Raw genomic sequence first — 25,833 nt, 5'->3', positions numbered from 1 at the left:
GCAAGTAATCAAATTACTTTGCAGCAAGCTCAGCCTTGATAGCCTCTGTCAGTGCTGGAACGATCTTGTTCAGATCACCAACAACACCATAATCAGCTACATCAAAGATTGGAGCGTCTGGGTCCTTATTGATTGCAATAATGATATCAGACTCTTCCATACCAGCTACATGCTGGATTGCTCCTGAGATACCGATTGCGAAGTAGAGCTGTGGACGTACAGTCTTACCTGTCTGACCAACCTGAAGCTCCTTTGGCTTCCAGCCTGAATCTACAACGGCACGTGAGCATGAAACCTGTCCGCCAAGTACGTCTGCAAGATCCTCCAAAAGCTTGAAGTTCTCAGCAGAACCAACACCACGACCACCAGATACAAGAATCTTTGCATCCATGATATCCTTGATGTCTGAAACAGCCTTAGAAATCTCAAGGATCTCTACATATCTGTTATTTGGTGTGAAACCTGGGTTGTAGTTGATAACCTCAGCCTTTGCACCCTCAACCTTGTCAAGCTTCTGCATAACGCCTGGACGTACAGTAGCCATCTGAGGACGGTTGTCTGGACATGCGATTGTAGCGATTGTGTTACCACCAAATGCTGGACGAGTCATAAGAAGCTGATTGTGCTTCTGCTCCTTTCCAGGGATTGGGTTAACAGGGAAATCACCGATCTCAAGTAATGTACAGTCTGCTGTAAGTCCTGTCTGAACTCTAGCTGAAACTGTAGGACCAAGATCACGGCCGATTGCTGTTGCACCAACCAACATGATTTCTGGCTTGAACTCATTGATAACTGAAGCAAGTGCGTGTGCATATGGCTCAGTTCTGTAATTCTTCAACTCTGGATCGTCTACTACGATTACCTTATCTGCACCGTAAGCAGCAAGCTCATCTACAAGTCCTGAAACATCAGAACCAACCAATACTGCTGTTACTTCTGTGCCTAACTTCTCTGCAAGTCTCTTTCCTTCGCCAACAAGCTCGAAAGAGATTCCGCTTAATACATTATCTACCTGCTGTGCAAAGACGAATACGCCCTTGTACTTTGCTAATTCTTCTGCATTCATTGCTCCCATTTTATTCACCACTTTTCCTTTTTAATTAAATTACGTGCTTATCCTTCAGTTTACCAACAATATAGCTTACTGGATCTGCGTCTTCTGGAGCCATCTCTCCCTGACCCTTCTTAACCTTGTCAGAAGCTCTGGCAATCTTTGTTGGAGAACCATTCAAACCGATGTTTGAATCATCAACATCTACAAGATCTGCTCTACCAAGAGTTGTGATCTCTGCATTGACTGCATCGAAGATTCCACCTGGTGTCATATATCTTGGATCATTTAATTCAGAAAGTGCTGTGATAAGACATGGCATCTGAGCCTTTACCATATGGTAACCGTCATCATACTGACGCTTAACGATTACGCTGTCTCCATCTACCTTGATCTCCTGTGCATAAGAGATAACTGGAAGTCCAAGGTGCTCAGCGATCTGAGGACCAACCTGAGCTGTATCACCATCGATAGCCTGACGGCCTGTGATGATCAGATCATAGTCAAGCTTTCTGATCGCACCAGCGATTGTTGTAGATGTTGCCCAAGTATCAGCACCACCAAGTACACGGTCTGTTACAAGAACACCCTTGTCAGCGCCCATAGCGATTGCTTCCTGAAGAACATCTGCAGCCTTTGGAAGTCCCATTGTAAGAACTGTAACCTCAGCGCCATACTGATCCTTCAGTCTAAGAGCTGCCTCAAGACCAGCCTTATCATCTGGGTTCATAATTGTGAGCATTGCTCCTCTATTCAATGTACCATCTGGGTTGAACTGTACGCCACCCTTTGTATCAGGTACCTGCTTAATACATACGATAATTTTCACGATAAGTACCTCCTTACTTTAACAAGTTTGCTGAGATAACCATACGCTGTACTTCTGAAGTACCTTCGTAGATCTCTGTGATCTTAGCATCTCTCATCATACGCTCAACGTCATACTCCTTGATGTAACCATAACCACCATGAAGCTGTACACACTTTGTTGTTACTTCCATAGCAACCTCAGCAGCATATAGCTTAGCCATAGCAGCCTCTACAGAGTAAGAAACCTTAGCGCCACTCTGATACTCATCTTTCTTTCTTGCAGCCTTGTATACAAGAAGCTTAGCAGCCTCGATCTTTGTAGCAAGATCAGCAAGTACAAACTGTGTATTCTGGAACTGGGCAATTGATCTACCAAACTGCTTTCTTTCCTTTACATAGTTTACAGTTGTCTCAAGAGCGCCCTCAGCGATACCAAGTGCCTGAGCAGCGATACCGATACGACCACCATCGAGTGTGTGCATAGCGATATTGAAGCCCTTGCCCTTCTGTCCAAGAAGTGCATCCTTAGGGATACGGCAGTCTGTGAAGATCAACTCATATGTAGAAGAACCACAGATACCCATCTTGTTTTCCTTTGTACCAAATGTAAATCCAGGTGTTCCCTTCTCTACGATAAATGCAGAAATCTCTTTCATCTTTCTGCCACGCTTCTCGATGATACCTGTAACAGCGATAACGATATATACGTCAGCTTCCTTACCATTTGTAATGAAGCACTTAGAACCATTCAGTACCCACTCGTCACCATCAAGAACTGCCTTTGTCTGCTGTCCCTGTGCATCTGTACCGGCACCTGGCTCTGTCAGGCCGAACGCACCGAGCTTCTTACCAGATGCAAGATCCGGAACATACTTTGCCTTCTGCTCTGGTGTACCAAATGTTACGATCGGGTCTACACACAGAGATGTATGTGCAGATACGATTACACCTGTTGTACCACAAACCTTAGAAAGCTCTTCTACACACATAACATATGTGAGAATATCACAGCCCTGTCCGCCTAATTCCTTAGAAACAGGAATTCCTAAGAAACCATACTTTGCCATCTTGTCTACAGTCTCTCTTGGAAATCTGTGCTGCTCATCAATTTCCTGCGCAAGAGGCTTTACTTCGTTCTGCGCAAAATCCTTGAACAGAGTCTGCGCCATTTCATACTTCTTGTCTAAAGTGAAATCCATTCTTTCTATCCTCCATAATAGATTGATTATTACATCCGCACATGGCTGAAAAGCCACGTGCGGGGATTGTACGCTTATTACTGAGCGTCAACAGGTGTCTTTGTGCGATCTGCGTTGTATACATAGAAGCCCTTGCCTGTCTTACAGCCGAGGTTTCCACCACGTACCATCTTACGAAGCAATGGACATGCACGATACTTGCTGTCGCCTGTTTCCTTGTACAGAACATCCATGATTGCAAGGCAGATATCCAGGCCCACGAAATCACCTAACTCAAGTGGTCCCATTGGGTGGTTTGCACCAAGCTTCATAGCTGCATCGATACCAGCGATATCAGAAACACCTTCCATCTTGATGAATGCTGCTTCGTTGATCATTGGGATAAGGATACGGTTTACAACGAAACCGGCAGCCTCATTTACCTGAACAGGTGTCTTGCCGATCTCTTCAGAGATCTTGATGATCTTATCAACTGTCTCCTGTGGAGTATTTACACCAGCGATAACCTCAACAAGTTTCATTCTGTCAGCAGGATTGAAGAAATGCATACCGATCATAGGACGTGTAAGACCATTTCCAATCTCTGTGATAGAAAGTGAAGATGTATTAGAAGCGAAGATACACTCTGGCTTTGCAATCTTGTCAAGCTCAGCAAATGTTGTCTTCTTAACTCCCATATCCTCAAATGCAGCTTCTACGATCAGATCGCAGTCTGCACAGAGATTTTCCTTCAGACCAGGTGTGATGCTTGCAAGAATCGCATCTACCTTCTCCTGTGTCATCTTTCCTTTTTCTACAAGTCTAGCGTAGCCTTTCGCGATCTTATCCTTTCCGCCTTCAGCCCACTCCTGCTTGATGTCGCAAAGTGCAACTTCGTAGCCATCAACCATAGCAAATGCCTTTGCAATGCCCTGTCCCATGGTACCAGCACCAATAATGCCAACCTTCATGTTTATTTCCTCCTTAAAATTTTAATTACTTTTATTATTTGTTCTGGAATGGAACAACCTTTAACTTCTTCTCCTTGTCTTTCTCAAGGAAGTTGCCCATGCCAGCCTTCTGGTCTTCTGTCTCGAAGCAGTCACCGAAGAGCTTCTCTTCGATTACAATTGCTGTATCCATATCTACCTGAAGACCATCATTGATTGCCTTCTTGCAGTTTCTGACAGCGATCGGAGCATTTGCTGCGATGCCTGCTGCCATCTTCTTCGCTGCCGGAAGAAGCTCTTCCAATGGATATACAGCGTTTACAAGACCGATTCTGTATGCCTCATCAGCCTTAATATTTCTTGCTGTGTAGATCATCTGCTTTGCCATACCAGCACCTACCAGACGAGCGAGTCTCTGTGTTCCACCAAATCCAGGTGTGATACCAAGACCTGCCTCCGGCTGACCGAATACCGCATTCTCAGAACAGATACGGATGTCACAGCTCATAGAAATCTCACAACCACCGCCAAGTGCAAATCCGTTGATTGCAGCGATTACCGGGATTGGGAATGTCTCGATCTTACGGAATACATCATTTCCCTTCTTACCGAATGCTTCGCCCTCAGCCTTTGTAAGTGTAGACATCTCTCCGATATCAGCACCTGCAACAAATGACTTCTCGCCGGCGCCTGTAAGAACTACGGCTCTTGTTGTATCCAGATCGATTGCATCGAATGTAGCCTCAAGCTCATCCAACACCTGACTATTCAACGCATTCAAAGCCTTTGGTCTGTTGATCGTTACAACGCCTACAAAGCCTTCCTGCTCATAAGTAATAAATTCCATCTTAATCTCCTTAAACTCTATCCAAGTATGTTACGCGGCTCAATTAGTCCTCAATCTTAACGATTGTAGAGCAGCCCATACCACCACCGATACACAGTGTAGCAAGACCTGTCTTAGCGCCTCTTGCCTGCATCTCATGAAGCAATGTAACAAGGATACGGCATCCGGAAGCTCCAACCGGATGACCAAGTGCGATTGCACCACCGTTTGGATTAAGCTGCTTCTCTGTATCAATACCAAGATCCTTACCAACTGCGACTGACTGTGCAGCGAATGCCTCATTTGCCTCGATGATATCGAAATCTTCGATCTTCATGCCTGTCTTAGCCATAACCTTCTTTGTTGCAGCAACAGGTCCGATACCCATGATTGAAGGATCAACACCTGCAAGTGCACCTGCAACGAATGTAGCCATAGGCTTAACACCAAGCTCCTTAGCCTTCTCCTCAGACATAACAACGATTGCTGCTGCACCATCGTTGATACCAGAAGCGTTACCAGCTGTAACGAATCCGCCTGGGTTGATTGTACGAAGCTTAGCCAGAGTCTCAACAGTTGTTCCAGGACGAGGACCCTCATCCTTCTTGAACTCGATCGTCTCTTTCTTCTTCTTAACCATAACTGGAACGATCTCTGCGTCAAATGCACCAGACTCCTGAGCTGCTGCTGCCTTCTGCTGGCTGTTTGCTGCAAATGCATCAAGCTCTTCACGAGTCAGACCCCACTGCTCACAGATGTTATCAGCTGTCTTGATCATGTGGTAATCATTGAATGCATCCCAAAGAGCATCGTTTACCATTGTATCAACGAGCTTGCCATTGTTCATTCTGTAACCAAAACGAGCGTTCATAGCTGCGTAAGGAGCCATAGACATGTTCTCCATACCACCTGCTACAACGATGTCAGCATCGCCAGCCTGAATCATCTGAGCTGCCATGTTAACACAGTTCAGACCAGAACCACAAACTACGTTTACAGTAACAGCAGGTGTCTCGATAGGAAGTCCAGCCTTCAGAGATGCCTGACGAGCTACGTTCTGTCCAAGACCTGCCTGGATTACGCAACCCATATATACATGATCGACCTGATCTGCAGGAACGCCTGCTCTGTTCAGAGCCTCCTTGATTACGATAGAACCTAACACTGGTGCTGGTGTTGTTGAAAGTGCACCACCCATAGTACCGATTGCTGTACGACATGCGCCAGCTAAAACTACTTTCTTTGCCATGTTGAAAATTTCCTCCATTTCGTTTTATTGTTTCTATCTGTGCCGATCATGCATATGTCGACACGCCTAGATAGATAATATCATAATTTCCATGGTTTCGCAATAAAAGAAACCTTTACTTTTGTTTCTTTTTATGTACATTGCGTATACTTTTTTTGTTTTTTGTATTCATTTGCTGCTTCTGGTTTTGCCCCTGCTTCTGTGCAGAATTTTTATGTTGCACATTCGAACGATTTCCAGATTGTTTATTCGATGCGCCATATTGAGATTTTTTCTCATTTGCAGCATTCTTCATCTTCCGCGGTTTGATCAGACAGTTCTTATCGAACCCGATCAGATCCGTCCGTCCTGCTTTCACAAGTGCCTCATGCACCAGATCGTAATTATCCGGATTCCGGTACTGGATCAGTGCACGCTGCATCGCCTTTTCATGTGGAGAATTTGGCACATATACCTTCTCCATCGTCCGCGGATCCACGCCAGTGTAATACATGCAGGTTGATATCGTCGAAGGTGTCGGATAGAAATCCTGCACCTGTTCCGGCATATAACCCAGATCCCGCAGATATTCCGCCAGTTCCACCGCTTCTTTCAGAGTGGAACCCGGATGTGACGACATGAGATATGGTACCATATACTGCTTCAATCCAAGTTCCTCATTGATCCGTTTGTATTTCTTGCAAAATGCCTGAAAGACTGCATTTTCCGGCTTACCAAGCTTCATCAGTACCTTGTCAGAGATATGTTCCGGCGCCACCTTCAGCTGCCCGCTGACATGGTATTTGCAAAGTTCCCGAAAGAATGTATCATCCTTGTCCGCCATCAGATAATCAAACCGGATACCCGAACGGATAAATACCTTCTTCACCTTCGGCAGACTTCGGAGCTCCCGCAGTAATTTCAGATAATCGGAATGATCCACAATCAGATTCGGACATGGCTTTGGGAACAGACACTGACGGTTCGCACAGACGCCGTATTTCTCCTGTTTCTTGCAGGCGCGCTGCCGGAAATTCGCCGTCGGGCCGCCAACATCATGGATATAACCCTTAAACTCCGGATCTTTCGTCATTTCCTTTGCCTCTTCTATAATGGATGCATGACTGCGTGTCTGCAATGTCCGCCCCTGATGAAATGTAAGCGCACAGAAGCTGCACCCGCCAAAGCACCCCCGGTTGCTGACCAGCGAGAATTTGATCTCCGATATCGCAGGGATTCCACCCTGTGCCTCATAAATCGGATGATAGGTCTTCGTATATGGAAGCGCATACACCTCGTCCATCTCCTGCTCCATCAGTGGTTCCGCCGGTGGATTCTGGATCACATATTGATAATCCTTATATTTTTCTACCAGAATCTTCGCGGTGATATGATCTGTGTTATCATATTGGATTTTAAAGCTTCGCGCGTAATTTAATTTGTCTTCCTGCAACGCGTCATACGACGGAAGCTCAATATAGTCTTCATACAGATGTTCCAGATTTCTTGCTTTGTAGACCGTTCCATGAATAAAACTTAAGTCTTTGATGTCGATGCCGCTTTGCAGCGCATCCGCGATCTCCACAATGGCATGCTCACCCATACCATAGATCACAATATCCGCCTGTGCATCAACGAGAATCGAATGTTTCAACTTATTGGACCAGTAATCATAATGTGCCAGCCGGCGCAGACTTGCTTCGATACCGCCTGCCACAATTGCCGCATCCTTGTATTTCTTCCGGATCAGATTGCAGTAAACGATTGTCGCATAATCTGGTCGTTTTCCCATCTCGCCACCCGGGGTGTATGCATCTGTATGCCGTCTTTTCTTGGAAACAGTATAATGGTTCACCATTGAATCCATATTTCCGGCGCACACCAAAAAGGCAAGCTTCGGCCTGCCATAAATCGCAATCGAATTTTCATCCTTCCAGTCTGGCTGTGAAATGATTGCCACTTTATATCCATGTGCCTCTAACACACGGCTGATGATCGCCGGTCCAAAAGATGGATGATCCACATAGGCATCTCCGATCACATAGACAAAGTCCGGCTGTTCCCAGCCCTTTAATTGCATTTCCTTCTGCGTGAGTGGGAGGAACCGCTCATCATATGTATATTCCACACCATGTTCACGCAATGTTTTCTTCTTATTTTCCACGTATTTCTATCCTGTCTCTTACTCTTCCAAGGTTCTTCCGTCCTTGATATAATAATGGGCTGTTCCTGCACCTGTCGCAACAACCTGATCCGGATTCTTGATGTTCACAACCGGGACACCAATCTTATCCATAATAAGCTTGTCCATACCAAATATCTTGCTTCCGCCTCCGGCAAGGATAATACCATGCTCGGATATATCGGAAACCAGTTCCGGTGGTGCCGCCTCCAACATCTCCCGAACGGAATCCAAGATCTGATCTGTCTCCTCCTGACACGCCTCGATCATCTCAGAGGATTTGACTGCCATCTTCGTTGGAAGTCCGCGCACCAGTTCCTTTCCACGTGCATACCCGATCGCATCCTGTTCCCGCGGATACACAGAACCAATGTCCTTCTTCAACTGTTCGGCAGAGCTTTCGCCCAGCAGCACATTATGACGTTTCCGCATATAACGGATGATTGCCTCATCGAAATCATCGCCACCAATCTTGATGGAACTGCTATGCTGCACACCGCCTCTTGCTACGATTGCAATATCCGTCGTTCCCGCACCGATATCCACAACCATCGCACCAACTGCCGACTCAATATCCACACCTGCACCGATGGCTGCCGCAAATGGTTCCTCAAGCACATACACATTCTTTGCACCGGTACGGTATACTGCATCACACGCTGCACGCCGCTGTACGTCCGTGACACCACTTGGCACACAGACGCAGATGTTTGGTTTGCCCCAGATCTTTCGTTTTGCAATCGCTGACTTCACATAGATCTTGAGCATACGCTCCGTCATAATATAATCGGAGATAACACCATTCCGGATCGGACGTGTCACCTCAATATCCTCCGGTGTCTTTCCAAGCATCTTTTTGGCTTTATTTCCAACCGCAATGATCTTTTTACTTTTAGCCTCATATGCAACCACCGATGGCTGGTTGACTACGATTCCTTTGTCTTTTATGTATATGACCGTATTCGATGTTCCAAGGTCTATACCGATATCTATATTTACCACGTTTTATACCTCTTATCTTCTGGTTTCTTATTTATCATCCCGTCTATTGGCTTATCACGTAAAAAGCCGATGCTTAAATTATAAGCATCGGCTCTGATTTTTTCAACGATTATTTAAAATCTTCACTTAGTAAATATTTCCGGCTGGAACCTTTTGCCTTCTCACGATCGTCACATTTGAGCATTGCCTCATCGCAAGCCTTGAGCATACGATCGATATTTCCAGACTCCATTGCCATCAGGAGATTCTTTACAGTGCCTTCTACAGAATCATCTGTCTTAAAGCCCTGCTGTTTGAAATATCCCTTTGCAATCGCAAGCATATCCTGTGTAGAAATGCCTTCCATATTGATCTGGTGTGTAAACTTATCCTTGGCATCTCCAGTCGCTCCAAACAAGCGGTTGATAGACTCAGTCGCACCTGTCAGAATCACAACAACATCGTTTACATCCTTGGCTGTAAGTTTCATCAGCTCTGTCATCTTATCTGGTGCGATCAGACCTGCATTTTCAACAACCATACATCCACCGGCAAGCTTTGACATTGCATCTGCAAGTTTAACCTTGTTCAATGCCTGTGCCTTGATCTTCGCGATCGTCTTCGCCTTGCAGATTCCCATATCGTAGAAGCTTCTTGCGAAATCTTCTCCGACACTGGTCAGACCAAATCCGTGATCACCCATCATACATACGTTACGATTCTCCTGATCAACAGTAATGGCATTGAATGTATCCACGAGACTCTTTCCGGATTTCTCCATCTTTGTATACTTTTCAAGGTAAGATGCAGCAAGTGGAAGTTTTCCTTCCTCCGCTGGCTGTGTCAGGTCGATCTGAATGCTGTCTGCCTGCTCTGCCGCCTTCAGCGCTTCCTCTTCGGCCTTCTTTGCAGCCTCTAAGATCTTGCGGGCTTCCTCAGCCTTCGCCTTTGCTTCCGCCTCTGCCTTTGCAGCTTCCTCGGCTGCCTTCTTGCGAGCCTCTTCTTCTGCCTTTGCAGCAAGTTCTTCCGCTGCCTTCTTCTTTGCTTCCTCTTCGGCTTTCTTCTTTGCTTCCGCCTCTGCCTTCTTCTTAGCTTCTTCTTCAGCCTTCTTGCGTTTCTCTTCCTCAGCCTTTGCCTTTGCGGCTTCTTCCGCTGCCTTCTTTGCATCTGCCTCTGCCTTCTTACGAGCTTCCTCAGCTGCCTTTAGTGCTGCCTCTTCCGCCTTCTTTGCTTCTTCTAAGATACGCATAGCCTCTTCGGCTTTCTTACGGGCTTCTTCGGCTGCTTTCTTTGCTTCTTCCTCAGCCTTCTTACGGGCTTCTGCTTCGGCTTTCTTCTTGGCTTCTTCCTCTGCCTTCTTCTTTGCTTCCGCCTCTGCCTTCTTCTTTGCTTCCGCCTCTGCCTTCTTCTTTGCCTCTGCTTCGGCTTTCTTCTTTGCTTCTTCCTCAGCTTTCTTCTTTGCTTCTGCTTCGGCTTTCTTCTTTGCTTCTTCCTCAGCACGCTTCCGATTCTCTTCTGCACGCTTTGTTGCTTCTTCTTCTGCCTTCTGTGCCTGTTCTAAGATACGCTTTGCTTCTTCGGCTTTCTTCTTTGCCTCTTCCGCCTTCTTCAAAGCTTCCTGCTTTGCCTTGGCTCTTGCCTCTTCCTCAGCCTTCTTGCGGGCTTCCTCGGCTGCTTTCAGACGTGCCTCTTCCGCTTTCTTACGTTTTTCTTCCTCTTCTGCCTTGAGGCGTGCCTCCTCGGCTGCACGTTTCTCAGCGGCTGCAGCTGCACGCTGTTTGGCTGCTGCTTCTGCGATTCTACGCTCCTGTGCAGCTGCCTTTTCTTCTGCCTCTTTCAGCTTCTTTCTTCTGGCTTCTTCTTTCCGCTCAGCTTCCTCAATAGCCGCCTTCTTCTTGGCTGCCTCTGCCTCCGCTGCCTTCTTCGCCATCTCTTCCTGCGCCTTTTTCTTTTCTTCCTCTGCCTTATTCTCAGCATCGCCATACTGCGCAAGCTTTGATATCTCTGCACCCAGAGCATCCTCATCCTCATCGCCAAGATCGTACATACTCTTCACATCATTGGTTGGAGTACTCCGGTTTGGCACAATGCTGATGATATCATCTGCATCATCCTTGGATGCTTTGTTCTCCTGTGCTTTCCACTCTACACCATCGGAAATAATCGTTGTATTTCCCTGTTTTGTAAAGGATGCTTCCTCTTCTGCATCATCCCCATTGATTACCTTTACATCGCCACTGCCACCGGATAATTTTGTAGGACGCAATCTTGCTTTTTCATCATCCTGGGCCTTTTTCTTCTCAGGTGCTTTCTCTTCCTGCTTGTTACCCATGTCAATATTGAGGCCAAGCCCTCCAGATGGCTCTGTAGCTCCAAGGCTACCGCCCAGTCCTCCAAGTCCTTTGCTCTCTGTCTTGCCACCTGACAGTCCGCCACCTACTGGTGCTCCAAGTCCGCCGCCAGCCGGCTTATCTAAGGATTTTCCAGACTTATCTGCCTGAATGCCAACACTCATGCCAAGTCCTTCATCACTTGCCTTCTTTGGCTCTTCCTTCGCAGGTTCTGCTGCCTTTGCAGGTACCTCTTCTGGTTCCTCGTCCTCCAATTTAATACCAAGTTCTGCAGCTTTCTTACGACGCTTCTTCTCTTCGATTTTCGCAAGTTCTTCTGCTGACAGAGTTTTGTATTTTGGCTTATTGTGGTCTGCAGCAGCTTTTCCCGCATCTGCAGCTCCAGACAATTGCATTGCTTCCTGCTCTTTTTTCAGTTTTGCAGCCTTGGCAGCCTTCTCTTTTTCTACCTGTGCTCTTACTGCAGCAATCAATGCTTCTCTTTGATCAATAGCCACTCCCATTGCCTCCTTTCAGTCATACCTTCTCTCGGTCATATCTTCTCGTCAAGAATTATCTGTATTCTTTTACACGTTTTAGCAAATTCTTCTTAACAGAATCTATCTTCAAAGATGCTTTTAACTCATCTCGTGAAGGTCCTTTTTGTACCGGCTGTTCCTCATTCACCTCAGCCTTTGGTGTTGTTGGAATCGCATCCATGCTGATACCAAGGGATGCAAGCAATGCTTCCGCCTCTCTCTGCATCTGCTCTTCCTTCTGCATGTTCTCCGTCATCTTATCCTGCGCTTCTTCCATGATCTCGTTGAAATTATTTTCAACAACTTTCACTTCTTTGTGATAATCCGGGAATAACGATGACTTGAATACCGGGAAGTCCAACTTCTTTTTTTCCGGTTTCGTTGTAAACGGAGCTACATGGAATTCCTCTTTCGGTTCTTCCTCCGGCTCCTCGATTTCTTCCTCTGTCTCTGGTTCTTCCTCAACAACATCTTCTACTGTCTCTTCGATCTCCAGTTCTGGCTCGGCTTCCACCTCTGGCTCTGGTTCTACGACCTCCGGCTCCTCGATTTCTTCCTCTGCCTCTGGTTCCTCTTCGACAGTCTCTTCAATCTCCAGTTCTGCCTCCGGTTCTTCTTTCACAGCTTCTTCCACCGTCTCTTCGATTTCCGGTTCTGGTTCGGCTTCAATCTCTGGCTCCGGTTCTACAACCTCTGGCTCCTCGATCTCTTCCTCAACCTCCGGTTCTTCTTCGACAGTTTCTTCTGTTCTCTCTTCGATTTCCGGTTCTTCTTCGACAGTCTCTTCAATCTCCAGTTCTGTCTCCGGTTCTTCCTCCACAGTTTCTTCAATCTCAGGTTTCGGTTCCGGCATCTTCATCTCTCCGAATTCATCATCCACAGTTTCAGAGAAATCGTCAACCTCATATTCTTCCTCAAAATCTTCCGGCGCCAGTTCCACTGTCTGGAATTCAAACGTCGTTTTCCTGGCTGTTGTCACTTCTGCTTCCTTCGTCTCGGTCTCCTGCGTCACATGTTCCTTGGATGCAAGTTCCTCAATCGTATCCGCTTCTGCTTCAAAACCATCATCTTCATCTACTACGACTACATCTTTTGCAATTGTCCCTTTTCCATGTCTCATATCTTCCGCCTGCCCTGTTGTCTCTGCAATCTCTGATGAAATGTCACTATTTGATTCTTTCGGCTCTTCCGATGGTTTTACATCTTCCGATTCCGATGTTACTTCTTTTGTTTCTTCTATATCAGCATCCGTTGTCTCAGATTCTTCCTCGTGTTTCTTTCTCTTCCGTCTCTGGAAAAATCCCTTCTTTTTTTCTTTTTCCGGTTCTTCCGCTTCTGTCTCAGACGCTTCCTCTGCCGTTTTTTGTTCTGATGTTTCTGTCACAGATGCTTTCTCTGCTGTTTCTTGTTCTGTCACAGTTGTTTTCTCAGACATCTTCTGTTCTGTCTCATCCGCAACTGTCTCAGGCACTTTCGTTTCGGTTTCCGTTTTTTCTTCGGTAGCAGGTTTCACTTCTGCCTCAGTCTTTTCAGCTTCCGCCGCTGCCGCAGCTTCTGCCTTTTCCTGCTGCTTCTGTTTTTTCAACAGCTTCTTTTCTTTCCGTTGCTCTTCGCGTTCCTGCTTTTTGAGCATCTTCTGCACTTTCTTCTCCGAACCGGCAGGTGTATATGAATCCTCATACATGATCGTGATCTCTGCCTCTTTCGGATGCATCCGCAAATCATCGGCTGCAAGCAGCTCCTGTTCTTCTGCACGAAGTGCCTCCATATCTGGATCATCATCTACAGCTTCAGTGTCCGCATATATATCGAAATATGTATCTACCTTTACTTTTCCAGCTTCGATATCCAATATAATCTGGCTGTTATCGGAATTCTTGAACGATGCATGATATAACTCAGCCAGCGTCGCCGCCTCGTTCTGTTTTTCCTCTTTCTTGTAAAGCAGATATAACTCAAAGCTCCAGTCATAGTCCAGATTGTGTGCATACCCGGCAATCAATGGTTCCAGCGTCTTGTAATCGTCCGCATGTTCATGCTTATTCCAGACATATTCCATGTCCCGGCTGTCATATGCATTGGCATCAAACATATACATATCGTAATACGTCTTTGCCAGCTGGAAATATCCCATCCGCAAATACAGCTCCACAAACGTATACAAAACCCGCTTCGATTCCGGTCCCAGACGATGCGCCATGATCAGACATCGTCTGGCATCCTTATATCTATCATTTTTTATGTAAATCTCTCCACACAGTCTCAGGAACTGTGGGTTCAGGGATTTTGTCAAATCCTGATGTTCCACTAACTCAAGTGCCAGACTATATTCTCTGGAATTCGCCAACTCTTTAATTTTATTTACACTCGCCATGCTGAGTCCTGCGCCCATACCCTGTCACCTCTGCCAGTTTCATTTTACTTAGTGTCCTTCAAAGACCTTTTCTACCTTCTCGATTACGGTGTCTTTCATGTTGCCTCTTGTCTTTTCATACTGCAATCCTGACTCCATAATCTCCAAAAGTTCCATTCTGTACTCGCTATCAATATCCTTGATGTATTCCATCAATACATCCTTCAGTTCAATGACATATTCCTTCGTCTGCATCTTTGCAAGCATCTCATCTGGATTGAACTTCGATGTACTCTTCATGTCTTCCTGCTTACGTCCACAGATCAGACATTCATCTGCGCCAGCCTCGTTTACATAACCACAGTTACATGTCCAGATCATGCCATCGGTACGATACTTCTCGACTGCATCAATACCACGTTTTTCTTTAAGTGCAGATAATCTATGTAACGGCATGCTGACATCGATTGGCTGGTCGTTGCACGCGAATACACCACGGCTTGTCACATATTTGGAGATGCGTACCTTTGCATCCTTCAAAAGCAGAATATCCTTTGCAGGAAGCTTACACTCCATATCCTTGGATTCGATCAGAGAAACATTTCCTTTCTCAAATACAAAATCCAGATCCTTTAACAGCAATCGTTCTTCATACAGGTTTGTCAGCTCGACGTCTGCACGGATTGCACGAATATCATCTTTGTTATAATTAAAGAAATCTGTAGAAATTGTTACCCCATTCTTAGAACCACGTAACCATACACGTACCGGTCTTGGCACCAGACGATTATAGTAGTTGCTGACATACAGAGATTTTTCTGTAACTGGATTCTCCTCTGGCTTCTTCTTCAGGCGAACAGCTGTACCAGAAGCGATCGTTCCTACGGAATAGCTTGCAAACTGTGTATAATTCAGTTCCACGCCAATTACCGCATCCGCTTTCTTTCTTGCTGCGATTGTCTGCAAACGCTTCAGTGCTGTCTCATTTACCTGCTCCAGCTTGCCTGTCAGCTTCTCACTCTCGGAATCTGACATCTCACTCACACCGGCTGCAAACCCCTTGAAAAAGTTCGAGCTAAGTACCGACTGTACATTTACAAATCCCAAATACTCTACGATTTCGTAACCCTCAAAGCCCTGTCCGGACGTCAACATTACTTCTGCCATTTTTATTACCCTCCCAAAATAAAAATAATCGCTCAAATTTACCTTAAATGATACCATACTTCCGTCATATTTGAAAGACTTTTTGTATGATTTATAACATTTTCATCAATTATTTTGTGCATTTTATGCAAAAATCACCAAATTTCTAAAATGCTAATGGATTTTTATTCTCATATTTGTGGAAATAAAACTCCAAATCAAAATAGGTATGCTCATCGCTGTCCGCGATCATTTCCCAGTTCTCCAGTTCATCCAGATTCGGGAAATGTGTATCCGCTGCATAATCATAGTTGATCTTCGTCACATGCGCATATTTGCAATACGGAAGCAGCATCTCGTAGATCTGTCCGCCACCGATTACAAAAATTTCCTTATCCTCATATTTTTTCAGTTCCTCGAACAGTTCTTCTTTCGAGTGAACAACCGTACCCCCTCGCACGGTATAATTCGGATCAGTCGATAAAATGATATTATCTCTTCCCGCAAGCGGCAGGCCATTCGGGAATCCTGCCAGTGTCTTCCTTCCAAGTACAACGACATTTCCCATTGTCGTCTGTCGGAAGAATTTGTGATCCTCTGGTATTGATACGAGCAGATCGCCCTTGTTTCCAATCGCCCAGTTGTTATCTACTGCTACTATTAAGTCCATATTACCCTCCAAATATTTCGCTCTAAACCGCTATTGGTATGTTCTTGATCTGTGGTCCGGTCTGATAATCTTCGATTGTAAAATCATCAACCGTAAAATCATAAAAATCTTTGACATCTGGATTGAGTGTTACTTTCGGCGCCGGATACGTCGGCCGGCTGATCAGCTCTTCCACGATCGGAATGTGTCTGTCATAGATGTGTGCATCTGCGATCACATGTACCAGCTCTCCCGGTTCAAATCCAGTTACCTGTGCCATCATATACACAAGTGCCGCATACTGTACGACATTCCAGTTATTCGCTGCAAGCACATCCTGCGAACGCTGATTTAAGATTGCATTTAATTTGTTGCCTGTGACATTGAACGTCACGCTGTACGCACACGGATACAGGTTCATCTCGGACAGATCCTGATGCACATAAATGTTCGTCATAATACGGCGGCTGTATGGATTATTCTTCAGATCATAGATCACACGATCGACCTGATCCATCATACCCTCTTTGTATTTGTGCTTCACACCGAGCTGGTAACCATACGCCTTGCCGATCGAACCATCTTCGTCTGCCCACGCGTCCCAGATATGGCTGTGCAGGTCATGGACGTTATTTGATTTTTTCTGCCAGATCCAGAGCAATTCATCAATTGCGGATTTGATATAAGTTTTTCGAAGTGTGATCGCCGGAAATTCCTCCGCCAGATTATATCGGTTTACAACACCAAACCGTTTGATCGTATATGCCGAAGTCCCATCCTCCCATTTCGGACGCACCTTTTCGCCCTTCGTATCGTAACCGTTCTCAATAATATCCTTACACATCGCAATGAACAAATCATCTGCTTTACTCATGTTTTGTCTCCTTCTCCTATTTTGTGCAGTATTCACAGTCTCACTTGTGAATATGTGCCAATCTTATTTTTTCTGCTTGTATTTTTTTCTTTTTCTGTTAACATAATGCCCATGGAGGTACATTCTATGATTCCAAAAGAATTCGGGCCTCGTCTAAAAATTTCGCGTCGTCAAAAACATCTCAATCAAACCGACATTTCCAAACGACTCAATATTACAAGACAAGCCTACAGTAACTATGAAACGGGAAGATGTGCGCCGCCAGTCGATGTTCTGGCTGAACTTACACTGCTTCTCGAATATGATTTCTTTTCTATTTTTCTGGAAGCGGCTGCTTCCAAATTATTTCATTCCAATTTTCAATTTTATCCAGAAAGCGAGGATCTATCATGTCAGACACAACCACCTTTGGAGCTATGCTCATTCGTCTCCGACTCCACTCCGGTTACACCCAGAAAGAAATAGCCGCATCGACCGGCATCTCACGTTCATCGTATTGTCATCTGGAAGCGGACTACCGAAAGCCAACGATGGAATTTTTTATTAAGCTTTGCATCTTCTATAAGCAAAATCCCGTGAAGCTCCTGCTTCCACTTTTCCCGGAAGAATCCATGGATTCCCAGAAGCATTATCTGCAATATTTAAATTCGTTATGTGAAATCCGATACAAATCAGACACGAAGCGCAATCGAAAGCGCAACGTCAAATGCTGGTCTAAGAAATAGCATCAAAGTTGTTCCCGATCAGAAATCCGGCTTCCGCCTGTTTCCGGTTCTTCTCGTATGGATTACTCTCTGAATACTGGATCTGTGTCGTCGTCTCTCCACCTGCAACATACGTTCTGCCGCATTCCGGACAGACCCCCATCTTCAATGTTACATTCGCCGATATCAGCTTCGCGCCCGGCTTGCTGCTTTTCTGAATCGCATTTGCCACGTGCTCCCGTTCATGCGCACTTACCTTCGCGTATGATTCTCCTGCCGCAATCTTGCCCGGTGTCTTAAACGATACGTCCGGTTCATTCGAACCATCGACATACTCGCGGTTCTTACACGTCTGACATTCGACCGGCTTCACCTTCGTAGAAGTATCGACCGTATTGTCCGCATTGACCGGTGTGACGCGGCTGACACCGCTATATGGAATTATATAGTTGTTACTCATCGAACCAATATTCATTCCATCACCTCAAAAAATAAAGGTAACCAGACAGATAATCTGCATGGTTACCTTTATTTTACTATATTTCGCTTATATCCACAAGAGAAAGATTGTGTCTGTCAGATGACTCTAAGCTTGTAAGAAGCGCATGTGCGGTATCTAAGCTTGTGAGAACCGTCACACCTGTCTCGATTGCATTTCGACGGATTATGAAGCCGTCCTTGCTGTGTTCTACTCCCTGGGATGGTGTATCGATAACAAGATCGATCTCATGTGACAGAATCAGGTCTAACAGGTTCGGAGAAGGCTCTTCCACCTTGTTAATCGGTTTTGCAGGTACGCCATTCTCATTCAGGACACGGCAGGTACTTCTTGTCGAATAGATCTCATAACCAAGTGCGGTAAACCGCTGTCCGATTTCTACTGCATCCAGCTTATCGGAATCCTTTACTGTAAGTATCATCTTCTTATACTTCGGCAGATTCACGCCGTTTCCAAGGAATGCCTTGAACAACGCTTCGTTGTAATTTTTCGAGATACCAAGGCACTCACCGGTTGATTTCATCTCCGGACCAAGACTGATCTCAGCACCCCGGATCTTCTCAAAGGAGAATACCGGCATCTTGATTGCGAAGTATTCAGATTCCGGCTGTAATCCCGGTGTATAGCCCATATCCTTGATCTTCTCGCCTGTGATAACTCTCGTTGCAAGATCAACGATCGGAATACCGGTTACCTTACTGATGTATGGTACGGTACGGCTTGATCGCGGGTTAACCTCGATGACATATACCTCATCCTGATATACAATAAACTGAATATTGATCAGTCCGATAACATGCAGGCTGTTCGCAAGCTTCTTCGTGTAGTCTTCGAGCACACGCTTGATCTTCGGTGTGATCGTCTGTGCCGGATACACGGAAATACTATCTCCGGAATGGATACCTGCACGCTCGATATGCTCCATGATACCAGGAATCAGGATATCTTGGCCATCACATACGGCATCAACCTCGATTTCCTTACCCATCAGATATTTGTCAACCAGAACCGGATGTTCCTGCTCATGGCGATTGATAATCTCCATAAACTCAATGATATCCTTATCTGAGATTGCAATCTGCATACCCTGTCCGCCTAATACATAGGAAGGGCGAACAAGGACCGGATAACCAAGCTCATTGGCTGCTTCCAGCGCTTCCTTTGCTGTAAATACAGTCTTACCGGCAGCTCTTGGGATACAGCATTTCTCCAGAATCTCATCGAACAGTTCTCGGTCTTCGGCCGCATCGACATTTTCAGCACTTGTACCAAGGATTGGCACGCCCATCTCCAAAAGCGCCTCCGTCAACTTGATGGCTGTCTGACCACCGAACTGTACAACCGCGCCATCCGGTTTCTCGATATTTACGATAGACTCTACATCTTCTGCCGTCAGCGGCTCGAAATACAGACGATCTGCGATATCGAAGTCTGTACTGACTGTCTCCGGATTATTATTTACGATGATTGTCTCATAACCCTTATTCTTCAAGGTCCATGTACTGTGTACCGAGCAGTAGTCAAACTCGATACCCTGTCCGATACGGATCGGACCGGAACCAAGCACCATGATCTTCTTCTTATTCTCATCCACTTCGACTTCGGATTCGCCATCGTAGCAGGAATAATAATATGGTGTCTCCGCCTCGAACTCCGCCGCACAGGTATCTACTATCTTGTAGGATGCATGAATACCATAACCATAACGAAGCTCCTTGATTTCCTTTTCCTTCTTGCCAGTAATCTGTGCGATTACCTTGTCCGGAAACTCCATGCGCTTTGCTTCCTGCATCATTTCCTTCGTGATCTCAGGTGTCTCACGCAACAATTTTTCTTCCTGTACAATATTGTTGATCTTATCGATAAACCAGATATCTACCTTCGTAATATCATGGATTTCCTCTGCGGAGATTCCACGGCGCAGCGCTTCTGCGATGACGAAGATTCGACGATCATCAATGCGGTGCAGCATCTCATGGATTTCTTCCGTCGGAAGATCATTGTAATTCTCGTAGATCAGGCTGTCCACATGCTGTTCCAGGGAACGAAGTGCCTTCATAAGTGCACCCTCGAAGTTCGTACAGATACTCATAACCTCACCGGTTGCCTTCATCTGCGTCGTCAGCTTGCGGCTTGCCTTGATGAACTTATCGAAAGGAAGTCTCGGCATCTTAACTACAACATAATCAAGTGCCGGCTCAAAGCTTGCATATGTCTTACCTGTGATAGCATTTTTAATCTCATCCAGATTATATCCAAGTGCAATCTTCGCAGCCACCTTCGCAATCGGATAACCGGTTGCCTTCGAAGCAAGTGCCGAAGAACGGCTTACCCGCGGGTTTACCTCGATTACACAATATTCAAATGTCGTCGGATGCAATGCAAACTGTACGTTACATCCCCCCTGGATACCAAGCTCTGTAATGATATTTAAAGCAGCACTACGAAGCATCTGGTATTCCTTATCTGCCAGTGTCTGTGATGGTGCAACAACGATAGAATCTCCGGTATGGACACCAACCGGATCCAGATTCTCCATATTACATACGGTAATACAGGTACCGTTCGCATCACGCATAACCTCGTACTCAATCTCTTTCCAGCCCGCGATACAACGCTCAACCAATACCTGACCGACACGTGACAGACGCAGTCCGTTCATCAGTATCTCTACGAATTCTTCTTCGTTGTGCGCGATACCGCCGCCGCTTCCGCCAAGCGTATACGCCGGACGCAGCACGATCGGGTACCCGATCTTCTCAACGAACGCCAGACCATCCTTGATGTTCGTTACGACTTCGGATGGTGCACATGGCTCATGGATCTTCTCCATAGTCTTCTTGAATTCCAGACGATCCTCTGCTTTCTTGATCGTTTTAGAAGATGTACCAAGCAGCCTTACATTATGTTCCTTCAGGAAACCAGACTCTTCCAGTTCCATCGCGATATTTAACGCTGCCTGACCACCCAGTGTCGGAAGCACGCTATCCGGCTTTTCCTTCTTGATAACTGCCTTCACAACCTCCGGTGTCAAAGGCTCAATATATACCTTATCTGCAATATCCTTATCTGTCATGATGGTGGCAGGATTCGAGTTGATCAATACTACACAGATGCCCTCTTCCCTCAGGGAACGGCATGCCTGTGTACCGGCATAATCAAACTCTGCCGCCTGTCCGATGACAATCGGACCGGATCCAATAACTACAACCTTTTTTACGTGTGGATTCTTTGGCATTATTTAGACACCTCCATCATATTCATAAACTCATCAAACAAAAATCCGGTATCAAGCGGGCCTGCACAGGCTTCCGGATGGAACTGTACCGTCTGTACATTCTTTCCAAGGTAATGAACACCCTCAATTGTCTTATCATTTACATTGATAAAGCTTGGCTCTGCAATATCACGATCCAACGTCTCTTCCTTTACCACATAGCCATGATTCTGTGTTGAAATATATACCTTCCCGGTCTTTAAATCCTTTACCGGATGATTTGCTCCACGATGTCCATATTTCATCTTCTGTGTATCTGCACCGTTTGCAAGCGCCAGAAGCTGATGTCCAAGACAGATTGCGAAAATTGGAATCTTCGTAGCAAAAAGCTTCTTGATTTCCTCGATTGTCTTCACATTGTCCTTCGGATCGCCAGGACCATTCGTCAGCATAATGCCGTCCGGTGCATCCGCGATGATCTCCTCTGCAGGAGTCTCCGCCGGATATACAGTCACTGAACAACCACGCTCCAACAGACAACGCACAATGTTCTTCTTCACACCAAGGTCGATGACCGCAACCTTATAACCATCGCCTGGGAAGCTCATCTTCTCCTTGCATGTGACATCCAGCACAACATGTCCCATGCTCCATGCCTTGATCCTTTTGATACAATCGTCCTTATCAAAATTCTCATCCGTTGTGATCATGCCCTTCATCGTACCTTTGTCCCGCAGAATCTTCGTTAATGCACGTGTATCAATTGCCTCAATTCCGGTAATATCATTTTCTATAAGAAATGACTCGACACTTTCCTCGCTTCGGAAGTTGCTTGGCCGCTTCGCCAGTTCTCTGACAATAAAGCCAGACTGCCATGGGCGCTCCGCCTCCATATCTTCCTTACAAATACCATAGTTACCAATCAACGGATACGTCATACACACAGACTGTCCTGCATAAGAAGGATCCGTCAGTACTTCCAGATAACCAGTCATCGATGTGTTAAATACGATCTCACTGATAATTTCCTTGGTCGAACCGACGCTTTTCCCCTCGAATACATGGCCATCTTCCAGTATCAGAAATGCTTTCATAGTCTTTGTCCTTTCTTCTTAGATTTACTTGCAAAACAAGAAATTTGCTCAAAAAAAAAGAGTGAAACGGAAAAATTGCATAGTTATCCGAAGCTCTTTTTTTCTCAAATTGCAAAAATTATACATCAATTTTCGTCATAGCACAACCCCTTTTGTCAGATTCTTTTATTCTTCTTTTGTTCCTCCCTTTCCAAGCGGCTGTAAATACATCCACAATAGTCCTGCCGGTACAGGTGATACTCCCGTGACAGCTCGATGGAATGAGCATATCCATTTTTTTTCTTGAAATCACTGTACAGATATGCAACGCCATATTTTTCTGCCATCCGCTCACCGATCTCGTTTAACCATGCCGCGTTTTTGTGCGGACTAATCGAAAGTGTCGTCGTAAAAATATCGAAACCGTGCTCCTTCGCATACCGGGCGGTCTCCTCTAACCGCAGTTCATAACACTTATAGCAGCGGCGTCCACGCTCCGGTTCTTTCTCCAAGCCTTTCGCGATCGCATAAAACTTCTCCGGCTCATACGCACCGTCACACACAACTACATTTCTCGCAAACTCAGCCTCCTGTGTAAACCGTTTCAATTCTTCGATCCGCTTCTCGTATTCTTCCTTTTCCGTGATGTTTGGATTGTAAAAAAAAGCCGTGATATCAAATTCTTCATATAATACACTCAGCACATGGGAACTGCACGGTGCACAGCATACATGCAATAACATTTTTTTTGTTTTTTTTACATTTTCGTTTATTTCCTTGTCCATTTTTATCCCTTCCTTGTCACTTCGACGAAAAAAGTCGTCCAATCGACCTACAAAAATGACGATTTTTGTGCAATATTCACAGTTGACTTTAGCAATAATATACAATATACTAAAGTCAATGAAAGAACTATAATATGATTAGTTATGATTATATATTTTTACAGCTTGAAGGGCAAGAGTAAAAACGATAGAATCGCTATATGGGAGGTAAGAAACTATGACAGTGGATCAGGCAGTTAAAAAATTCAAATTAGAGCCACTTAACGTATATACGGCGAAGGCAAAAGCAAAAGAACTGAACGTAGAGGAAGTTCTGTATATGAATGTTCAGAAGAACAAATATGCCTACATCGTAAAAGATGGTGCGCGTGGCTATGTGCTCTATCAGGATGAAAAAAGTATTTATTCCAAGATGTACAAAGGTCTTAAGATGACCCCACTTGAGCCATAATTGTACATATTTCGTATACGTATATATAATATACACAAAAAGAAATCCGGAGCTTCGATGCAAATCGAGGTTCCGGATTTTTGGTTATTCACTATATTTATTCTTATAGAACAGCTTCACATGCTCTATGCATTTATCATTCAGTTCCACAATTACCGCTTCCGTGCGGTTTTTGCTGTTGTTGATGAATGCGTACCACTTCTCTTTCCTGTCCGGAAAGCAGGAAGTGTAATCCCGGATGATCATATCCGGATGTGCCTGACGTTCATTGTCAAACAGGATTGAAGTATATGGCAGCACCTTCTGAATCTTACCTGCCTCAAACTCATAAACCTTTTTCCGTGATGAGCGTTTTACGATCTTCGAGATCTCGCAATCCCCGTTCACAAATATATACTCATACTCCAATTCCTGCCGCGTCGCTGTAATAATCGTAAGAGCAATACCTATAATCAGAATCGACGGACCTACCCAGCCTGCTATAAACGTCCAGATCGCAAGTCCTACAACCATCAAAGCAGCGGATGCCACAACAGGCATCCGGTCCTTTGCTTTTAATTTCTTTTGTACTGCGTATTCCGCATAACCTTCCAAGTTATTTACCATACTTACATTTCCTTTAATGACTCATCAATTGCCTTTGCCGCCTTCTTACCGGCACCCATTGCAAGGATAACGGTTGCTGCACCTGTAACAACATCACCACCGGCATACACATGCTCGCGCGTACTCTCACCAGTTTCTTCGTTGACGATGATACCGCCCCACTTCTGTGTTTCCAGTCCTTCGGTTGTCTGGCGGATCAACGGATTCGGTGACTGACCGATTGCGATGACAACTGTCTCAACCGGAATTACCGTATTCGATCCCTCGATCGGCTGCGGACGTCTACGTCCGGAAGCATCTGGCTCACCAAGTTCCTGTGCAACTACCTCGATGCCAGTTACCCAGCCATCTTCTCCGTGGATCTCAACCGGGTTGTTCAGGAGCTTAAAAATCACGCCCTCTTCCTTTGCATGCTCAACTTCTTCCTTACGGGCAGGTACTTCCTCTGCACCACGACGATATACAATATATACTTCCTCTGCACCAAGTCTCTTAGCCGTTCTTGCTGCATCCATCGCTACGTTACCGGCACCGACAACGGCAACACGCTTGCCGACCTTGACAGGTGTTGGAACTTCGCCCTTCTTATAACCCTTCATCAGATTGACACGTGTCAGGAACTCATTTGCGGAATATACGCCAAGCAGGTTCTCGCCCGGAATGCGAAGGAAGTTTGGAAGTCCGGCACCCGTTCCAAGAAATACTGCGTCAAATCCGCGTGCAAACAGATCATCCACGGTCAGAGAACGTCCGATTACAACATTTGTCTCAAGATCTACACCAAGATCTGTAATATTCTCCAGTTCCTTTGCAACCAGAGACTTAGGAAGACGGAACTCAGGAATACCATAGCTCAACACGCCACCAGCCTTATGTAATGCTTCAAAAATCGTTACATCGTAACCCTTCTTTGCAAGTTCACCTGCACATGTAATACCTGCAGGACCGGAACCGACAACTGCTACACGCTTGCCATTCTTCTCGATGTTCAGTTCTGCCTTTGCACCGTGTGCCATGTGGTAATCTGCCACGAAACGCTCCAGACGTCCGATGGATACAGACTCACCCTTGATACCACGGATACACTTACCCTCGCACTGATTCTCCTGTGGGCAGACACGTCCACAGATTGCCGGAAGTGCATTCTCACTTGTAATGATCTCGTATGCTTTCTCGAAGTTACCGGCAGCTACCTGCTCGATAAATCCAGGAATCGGTACATTAACCGGGCATCCGGTCATACAAGGTCTGTTCTTACAGTTAATACATCTGGTTGCTTCCTCCATTGCCATCTCGGCTGTATAACCGGTTGCAACCTCTTCAAAATTCTTATTTCGTACATTCGGATCCTGCTGTGGCATAGGAACCTTTGTTGGACTCATATTTGGCATCTTTCGTTCC

The 25,833-nt window shown here is 45.5% G+C and carries 22 protein-coding genes; 3 read left to right on the top strand and 19 right to left on the bottom strand.

Annotated elements, in window-relative coordinates:
* Positions 1-13: 13 nt before the first annotated feature.
* From H9Q76_RS05255 to thyA, 13 genes are all read right to left on the bottom strand, one after another.
* Positions 14-1,075 (bottom strand): electron transfer flavoprotein subunit alpha/FixB family protein, encoded by a 1,062-nt coding sequence (locus H9Q76_RS05255; RefSeq protein ID WP_021986153.1) that lies wholly within the window; start codon positions 1,073-1,075, stop codon positions 14-16.
* A 25-nt stretch (positions 1,076-1,100) separates the two neighbouring features.
* Entirely contained in the window at positions 1,101-1,880 is a 780-nt protein-coding gene (locus H9Q76_RS05250; RefSeq protein ID WP_021986152.1) for an electron transfer flavoprotein subunit beta/FixA family protein, read from the bottom strand.
* 13 nt (positions 1,881-1,893) lie between these two features.
* The gene (locus H9Q76_RS05245) at positions 1,894-3,060 is read right to left on the bottom strand and encodes an acyl-CoA dehydrogenase (protein WP_021986151.1); all 1,167 of its coding nucleotides are present in this window, start codon (positions 3,058-3,060) and stop codon (positions 1,894-1,896) included.
* A gap of 77 nt (positions 3,061-3,137) precedes the next feature.
* A complete protein-coding gene (locus tag H9Q76_RS05240; protein ID WP_021986150.1) occupies positions 3,138-4,010 on the bottom strand; it encodes a 3-hydroxyacyl-CoA dehydrogenase family protein in 873 nt (290 codons plus the stop codon).
* 34 nt (positions 4,011-4,044) lie between these two features.
* Positions 4,045-4,836: an enoyl-CoA hydratase-related protein gene (locus H9Q76_RS05235; protein ID WP_021986149.1), complete on the bottom strand. Its 792-nt coding sequence runs from the start codon at positions 4,834-4,836 to the stop codon at positions 4,045-4,047.
* Positions 4,837-4,879: 43 nt separating this feature from the next.
* Complete coding sequence (locus H9Q76_RS05230) at positions 4,880-6,064, bottom strand: acetyl-CoA C-acetyltransferase (RefSeq protein WP_117781522.1); 1,185 nt, start codon at positions 6,062-6,064, stop codon at positions 4,880-4,882.
* Between the two features lie 115 nt (positions 6,065-6,179).
* Positions 6,180-8,123, bottom strand: coding sequence for a YgiQ family radical SAM protein (locus tag H9Q76_RS05225; protein ID WP_117781528.1), 1,944 nt, complete (start codon positions 8,121-8,123; stop codon positions 6,180-6,182).
* Positions 8,124-8,225: 102 nt separating this feature from the next.
* The gene (mreB, locus tag H9Q76_RS05220) at positions 8,226-9,227 is read right to left on the bottom strand and encodes a rod shape-determining protein (RefSeq protein WP_021986146.1); all 1,002 of its coding nucleotides are present in this window, start codon (positions 9,225-9,227) and stop codon (positions 8,226-8,228) included.
* Between the two features lie 109 nt (positions 9,228-9,336).
* Entirely contained in the window at positions 9,337-12,054 is a 2,718-nt protein-coding gene (locus H9Q76_RS05215) for a hypothetical protein (protein WP_249321784.1), read from the bottom strand.
* A gap of 55 nt (positions 12,055-12,109) precedes the next feature.
* Complete coding sequence (locus H9Q76_RS05210) at positions 12,110-14,467, bottom strand: tetratricopeptide repeat protein (RefSeq protein WP_249321783.1); 2,358 nt, start codon at positions 14,465-14,467, stop codon at positions 12,110-12,112.
* 30 nt (positions 14,468-14,497) lie between these two features.
* Entirely contained in the window at positions 14,498-15,595 is a 1,098-nt protein-coding gene (locus H9Q76_RS05205) for a heavy metal-binding domain-containing protein (RefSeq protein ID WP_249321782.1), read from the bottom strand.
* A gap of 145 nt (positions 15,596-15,740) precedes the next feature.
* Positions 15,741-16,244, bottom strand: coding sequence for a dihydrofolate reductase (locus tag H9Q76_RS05200; protein ID WP_021986142.1), 504 nt, complete (start codon positions 16,242-16,244; stop codon positions 15,741-15,743).
* Between the two features lie 22 nt (positions 16,245-16,266).
* Positions 16,267-17,097, bottom strand: a complete 831-nt coding sequence (thyA, locus tag H9Q76_RS05195) for a thymidylate synthase (protein WP_021986141.1) — start codon at positions 17,095-17,097, stop codon at positions 16,267-16,269.
* A gap of 105 nt (positions 17,098-17,202) precedes the next feature.
* Between thyA and H9Q76_RS13975 the strand changes: the two genes are divergently transcribed.
* Both H9Q76_RS13975 and H9Q76_RS05190 read left to right on the top strand, forming a co-directional pair.
* The gene (locus H9Q76_RS13975; protein WP_408646520.1) at positions 17,203-17,562 is read left to right on the top strand and encodes a helix-turn-helix transcriptional regulator; all 360 of its coding nucleotides are present in this window, start codon (positions 17,203-17,205) and stop codon (positions 17,560-17,562) included.
* Positions 17,487-17,822, top strand: coding sequence for a helix-turn-helix domain-containing protein (locus H9Q76_RS05190; protein ID WP_021986140.1), 336 nt, complete (start codon positions 17,487-17,489; stop codon positions 17,820-17,822). The genes H9Q76_RS13975 and H9Q76_RS05190 overlap by 76 nt, the downstream gene beginning before the upstream one ends.
* On the opposite strand, the gene H9Q76_RS05185 is transcribed toward H9Q76_RS05190, so the two are convergent.
* The 4 genes from H9Q76_RS05185 to H9Q76_RS05170 all read right to left on the bottom strand — a co-directional run bounded on the left by H9Q76_RS05185 (position 17,812) and on the right by H9Q76_RS05170 (position 23,375).
* Positions 17,812-18,276, bottom strand: coding sequence for a hypothetical protein (locus H9Q76_RS05185; protein ID WP_118373831.1), 465 nt, complete (start codon positions 18,274-18,276; stop codon positions 17,812-17,814). The genes H9Q76_RS05190 and H9Q76_RS05185 overlap by 11 nt on opposite strands.
* A 61-nt stretch (positions 18,277-18,337) precedes the next feature.
* Entirely contained in the window at positions 18,338-21,538 is a 3,201-nt protein-coding gene (carB, locus tag H9Q76_RS05180) for a carbamoyl-phosphate synthase large subunit (RefSeq protein WP_249321781.1), read from the bottom strand.
* Positions 21,538-22,611 (bottom strand): carbamoyl phosphate synthase small subunit, encoded by a 1,074-nt coding sequence (locus H9Q76_RS05175; RefSeq protein WP_021986137.1) that lies wholly within the window; start codon positions 22,609-22,611, stop codon positions 21,538-21,540. The genes carB and H9Q76_RS05175 overlap by 1 nt, the downstream gene beginning before the upstream one ends.
* Before the next feature lie 155 nt (positions 22,612-22,766).
* Positions 22,767-23,375 carry an epoxyqueuosine reductase QueH gene (locus H9Q76_RS05170; protein ID WP_021986136.1) on the bottom strand — a complete coding sequence of 203 codons (609 nt, stop codon included), beginning with the start codon at positions 23,373-23,375 and terminating at the stop codon, positions 22,767-22,769.
* A 217-nt stretch (positions 23,376-23,592) separates the two neighbouring features.
* Between H9Q76_RS05170 and H9Q76_RS05165 the strand changes: the two genes are divergently transcribed.
* Positions 23,593-23,826, top strand: a complete 234-nt coding sequence (locus tag H9Q76_RS05165; protein ID WP_021986135.1) for a hypothetical protein — start codon at positions 23,593-23,595, stop codon at positions 23,824-23,826.
* A gap of 84 nt (positions 23,827-23,910) precedes the next feature.
* Here H9Q76_RS05165 and H9Q76_RS05160 read toward each other — a convergent pair whose 3' ends face one another.
* On the bottom strand, positions 23,911-24,432 hold the full coding sequence (locus H9Q76_RS05160; RefSeq protein WP_021986134.1) for a DUF6106 family protein: 522 nt from the start codon (positions 24,430-24,432) through the stop codon (positions 23,911-23,913).
* A gap of 2 nt (positions 24,433-24,434) precedes the next feature.
* Entirely contained in the window at positions 24,435-25,823 is a 1,389-nt protein-coding gene (gene gltA, locus H9Q76_RS05155; RefSeq protein ID WP_021986133.1) for an NADPH-dependent glutamate synthase, read from the bottom strand.
* Positions 25,824-25,833 lie beyond the last annotated feature (10 nt).

This window comes from Wujia chipingensis, assembly GCF_014337155.1.
Classification (GTDB): domain Bacteria; phylum Bacillota; class Clostridia; order Lachnospirales; family Lachnospiraceae; genus Coprococcus_C; species Coprococcus_C hominis.
The sequence above is the reverse complement of the archived record's forward strand: the minus strand, read 5'-3'. Positions and strand labels throughout refer to the sequence as shown.

Coding starts and splice junctions, on each gene's coding strand:
- H9Q76_RS05235 (WP_021986149.1), bottom strand. CDS start 4,836: ATGGAATTTATTACTTATGAGCAGGAAGGCTTTGTAGGCGTTGTAACG.
- H9Q76_RS05170 (WP_021986136.1), bottom strand. CDS start 23,375: ATGGACAAGGAAATAAACGAAAATGTAAAAAAAACAAAAAAAATGTTA.
- thyA (WP_021986141.1), bottom strand. CDS start 17,097: ATGAGTAAAGCAGATGATTTGTTCATTGCGATGTGTAAGGATATTATT.
- H9Q76_RS05165 (WP_021986135.1), top strand. CDS start 23,593: ATGACAGTGGATCAGGCAGTTAAAAAATTCAAATTAGAGCCACTTAAC.
- gltA (WP_021986133.1), bottom strand. CDS start 25,823: ATGCCAAATATGAGTCCAACAAAGGTTCCTATGCCACAGCAGGATCCG.
- H9Q76_RS05245 (WP_021986151.1), bottom strand. CDS start 3,060: ATGGATTTCACTTTAGACAAGAAGTATGAAATGGCGCAGACTCTGTTC.
- H9Q76_RS05190 (WP_021986140.1), top strand. CDS start 17,487: ATGTCAGACACAACCACCTTTGGAGCTATGCTCATTCGTCTCCGACTC.
- H9Q76_RS05205 (WP_249321782.1), bottom strand. CDS start 15,595: ATGGCAGAAGTAATGTTGACGTCCGGACAGGGCTTTGAGGGTTACGAA.
- H9Q76_RS05230 (WP_117781522.1), bottom strand. CDS start 6,064: ATGGCAAAGAAAGTAGTTTTAGCTGGCGCATGTCGTACAGCAATCGGT.
- H9Q76_RS05175 (WP_021986137.1), bottom strand. CDS start 22,611: ATGAAAGCATTTCTGATACTGGAAGATGGCCATGTATTCGAGGGGAAA.
- H9Q76_RS05185 (WP_118373831.1), bottom strand. CDS start 18,276: ATGAATATTGGTTCGATGAGTAACAACTATATAATTCCATATAGCGGT.
- H9Q76_RS05255 (WP_021986153.1), bottom strand. CDS start 1,075: ATGGGAGCAATGAATGCAGAAGAATTAGCAAAGTACAAGGGCGTATTC.
- H9Q76_RS05200 (WP_021986142.1), bottom strand. CDS start 16,244: ATGGACTTAATAGTAGCAGTAGATAACAACTGGGCGATTGGAAACAAG.
- H9Q76_RS05240 (WP_021986150.1), bottom strand. CDS start 4,010: ATGAAGGTTGGCATTATTGGTGCTGGTACCATGGGACAGGGCATTGCA.
- H9Q76_RS05160 (WP_021986134.1), bottom strand. CDS start 24,432: ATGGTAAATAACTTGGAAGGTTATGCGGAATACGCAGTACAAAAGAAA.
- H9Q76_RS05225 (WP_117781528.1), bottom strand. CDS start 8,123: ATGCAATTAAAGGGCTGGGAACAGCCGGACTTTGTCTATGTGATCGGA.
- H9Q76_RS05210 (WP_249321783.1), bottom strand. CDS start 14,467: ATGGGCGCAGGACTCAGCATGGCGAGTGTAAATAAAATTAAAGAGTTG.
- carB (WP_249321781.1), bottom strand. CDS start 21,538: ATGCCAAAGAATCCACACGTAAAAAAGGTTGTAGTTATTGGATCCGGT.
- H9Q76_RS13975 (WP_408646520.1), top strand. CDS start 17,203: ATGCCCATGGAGGTACATTCTATGATTCCAAAAGAATTCGGGCCTCGT.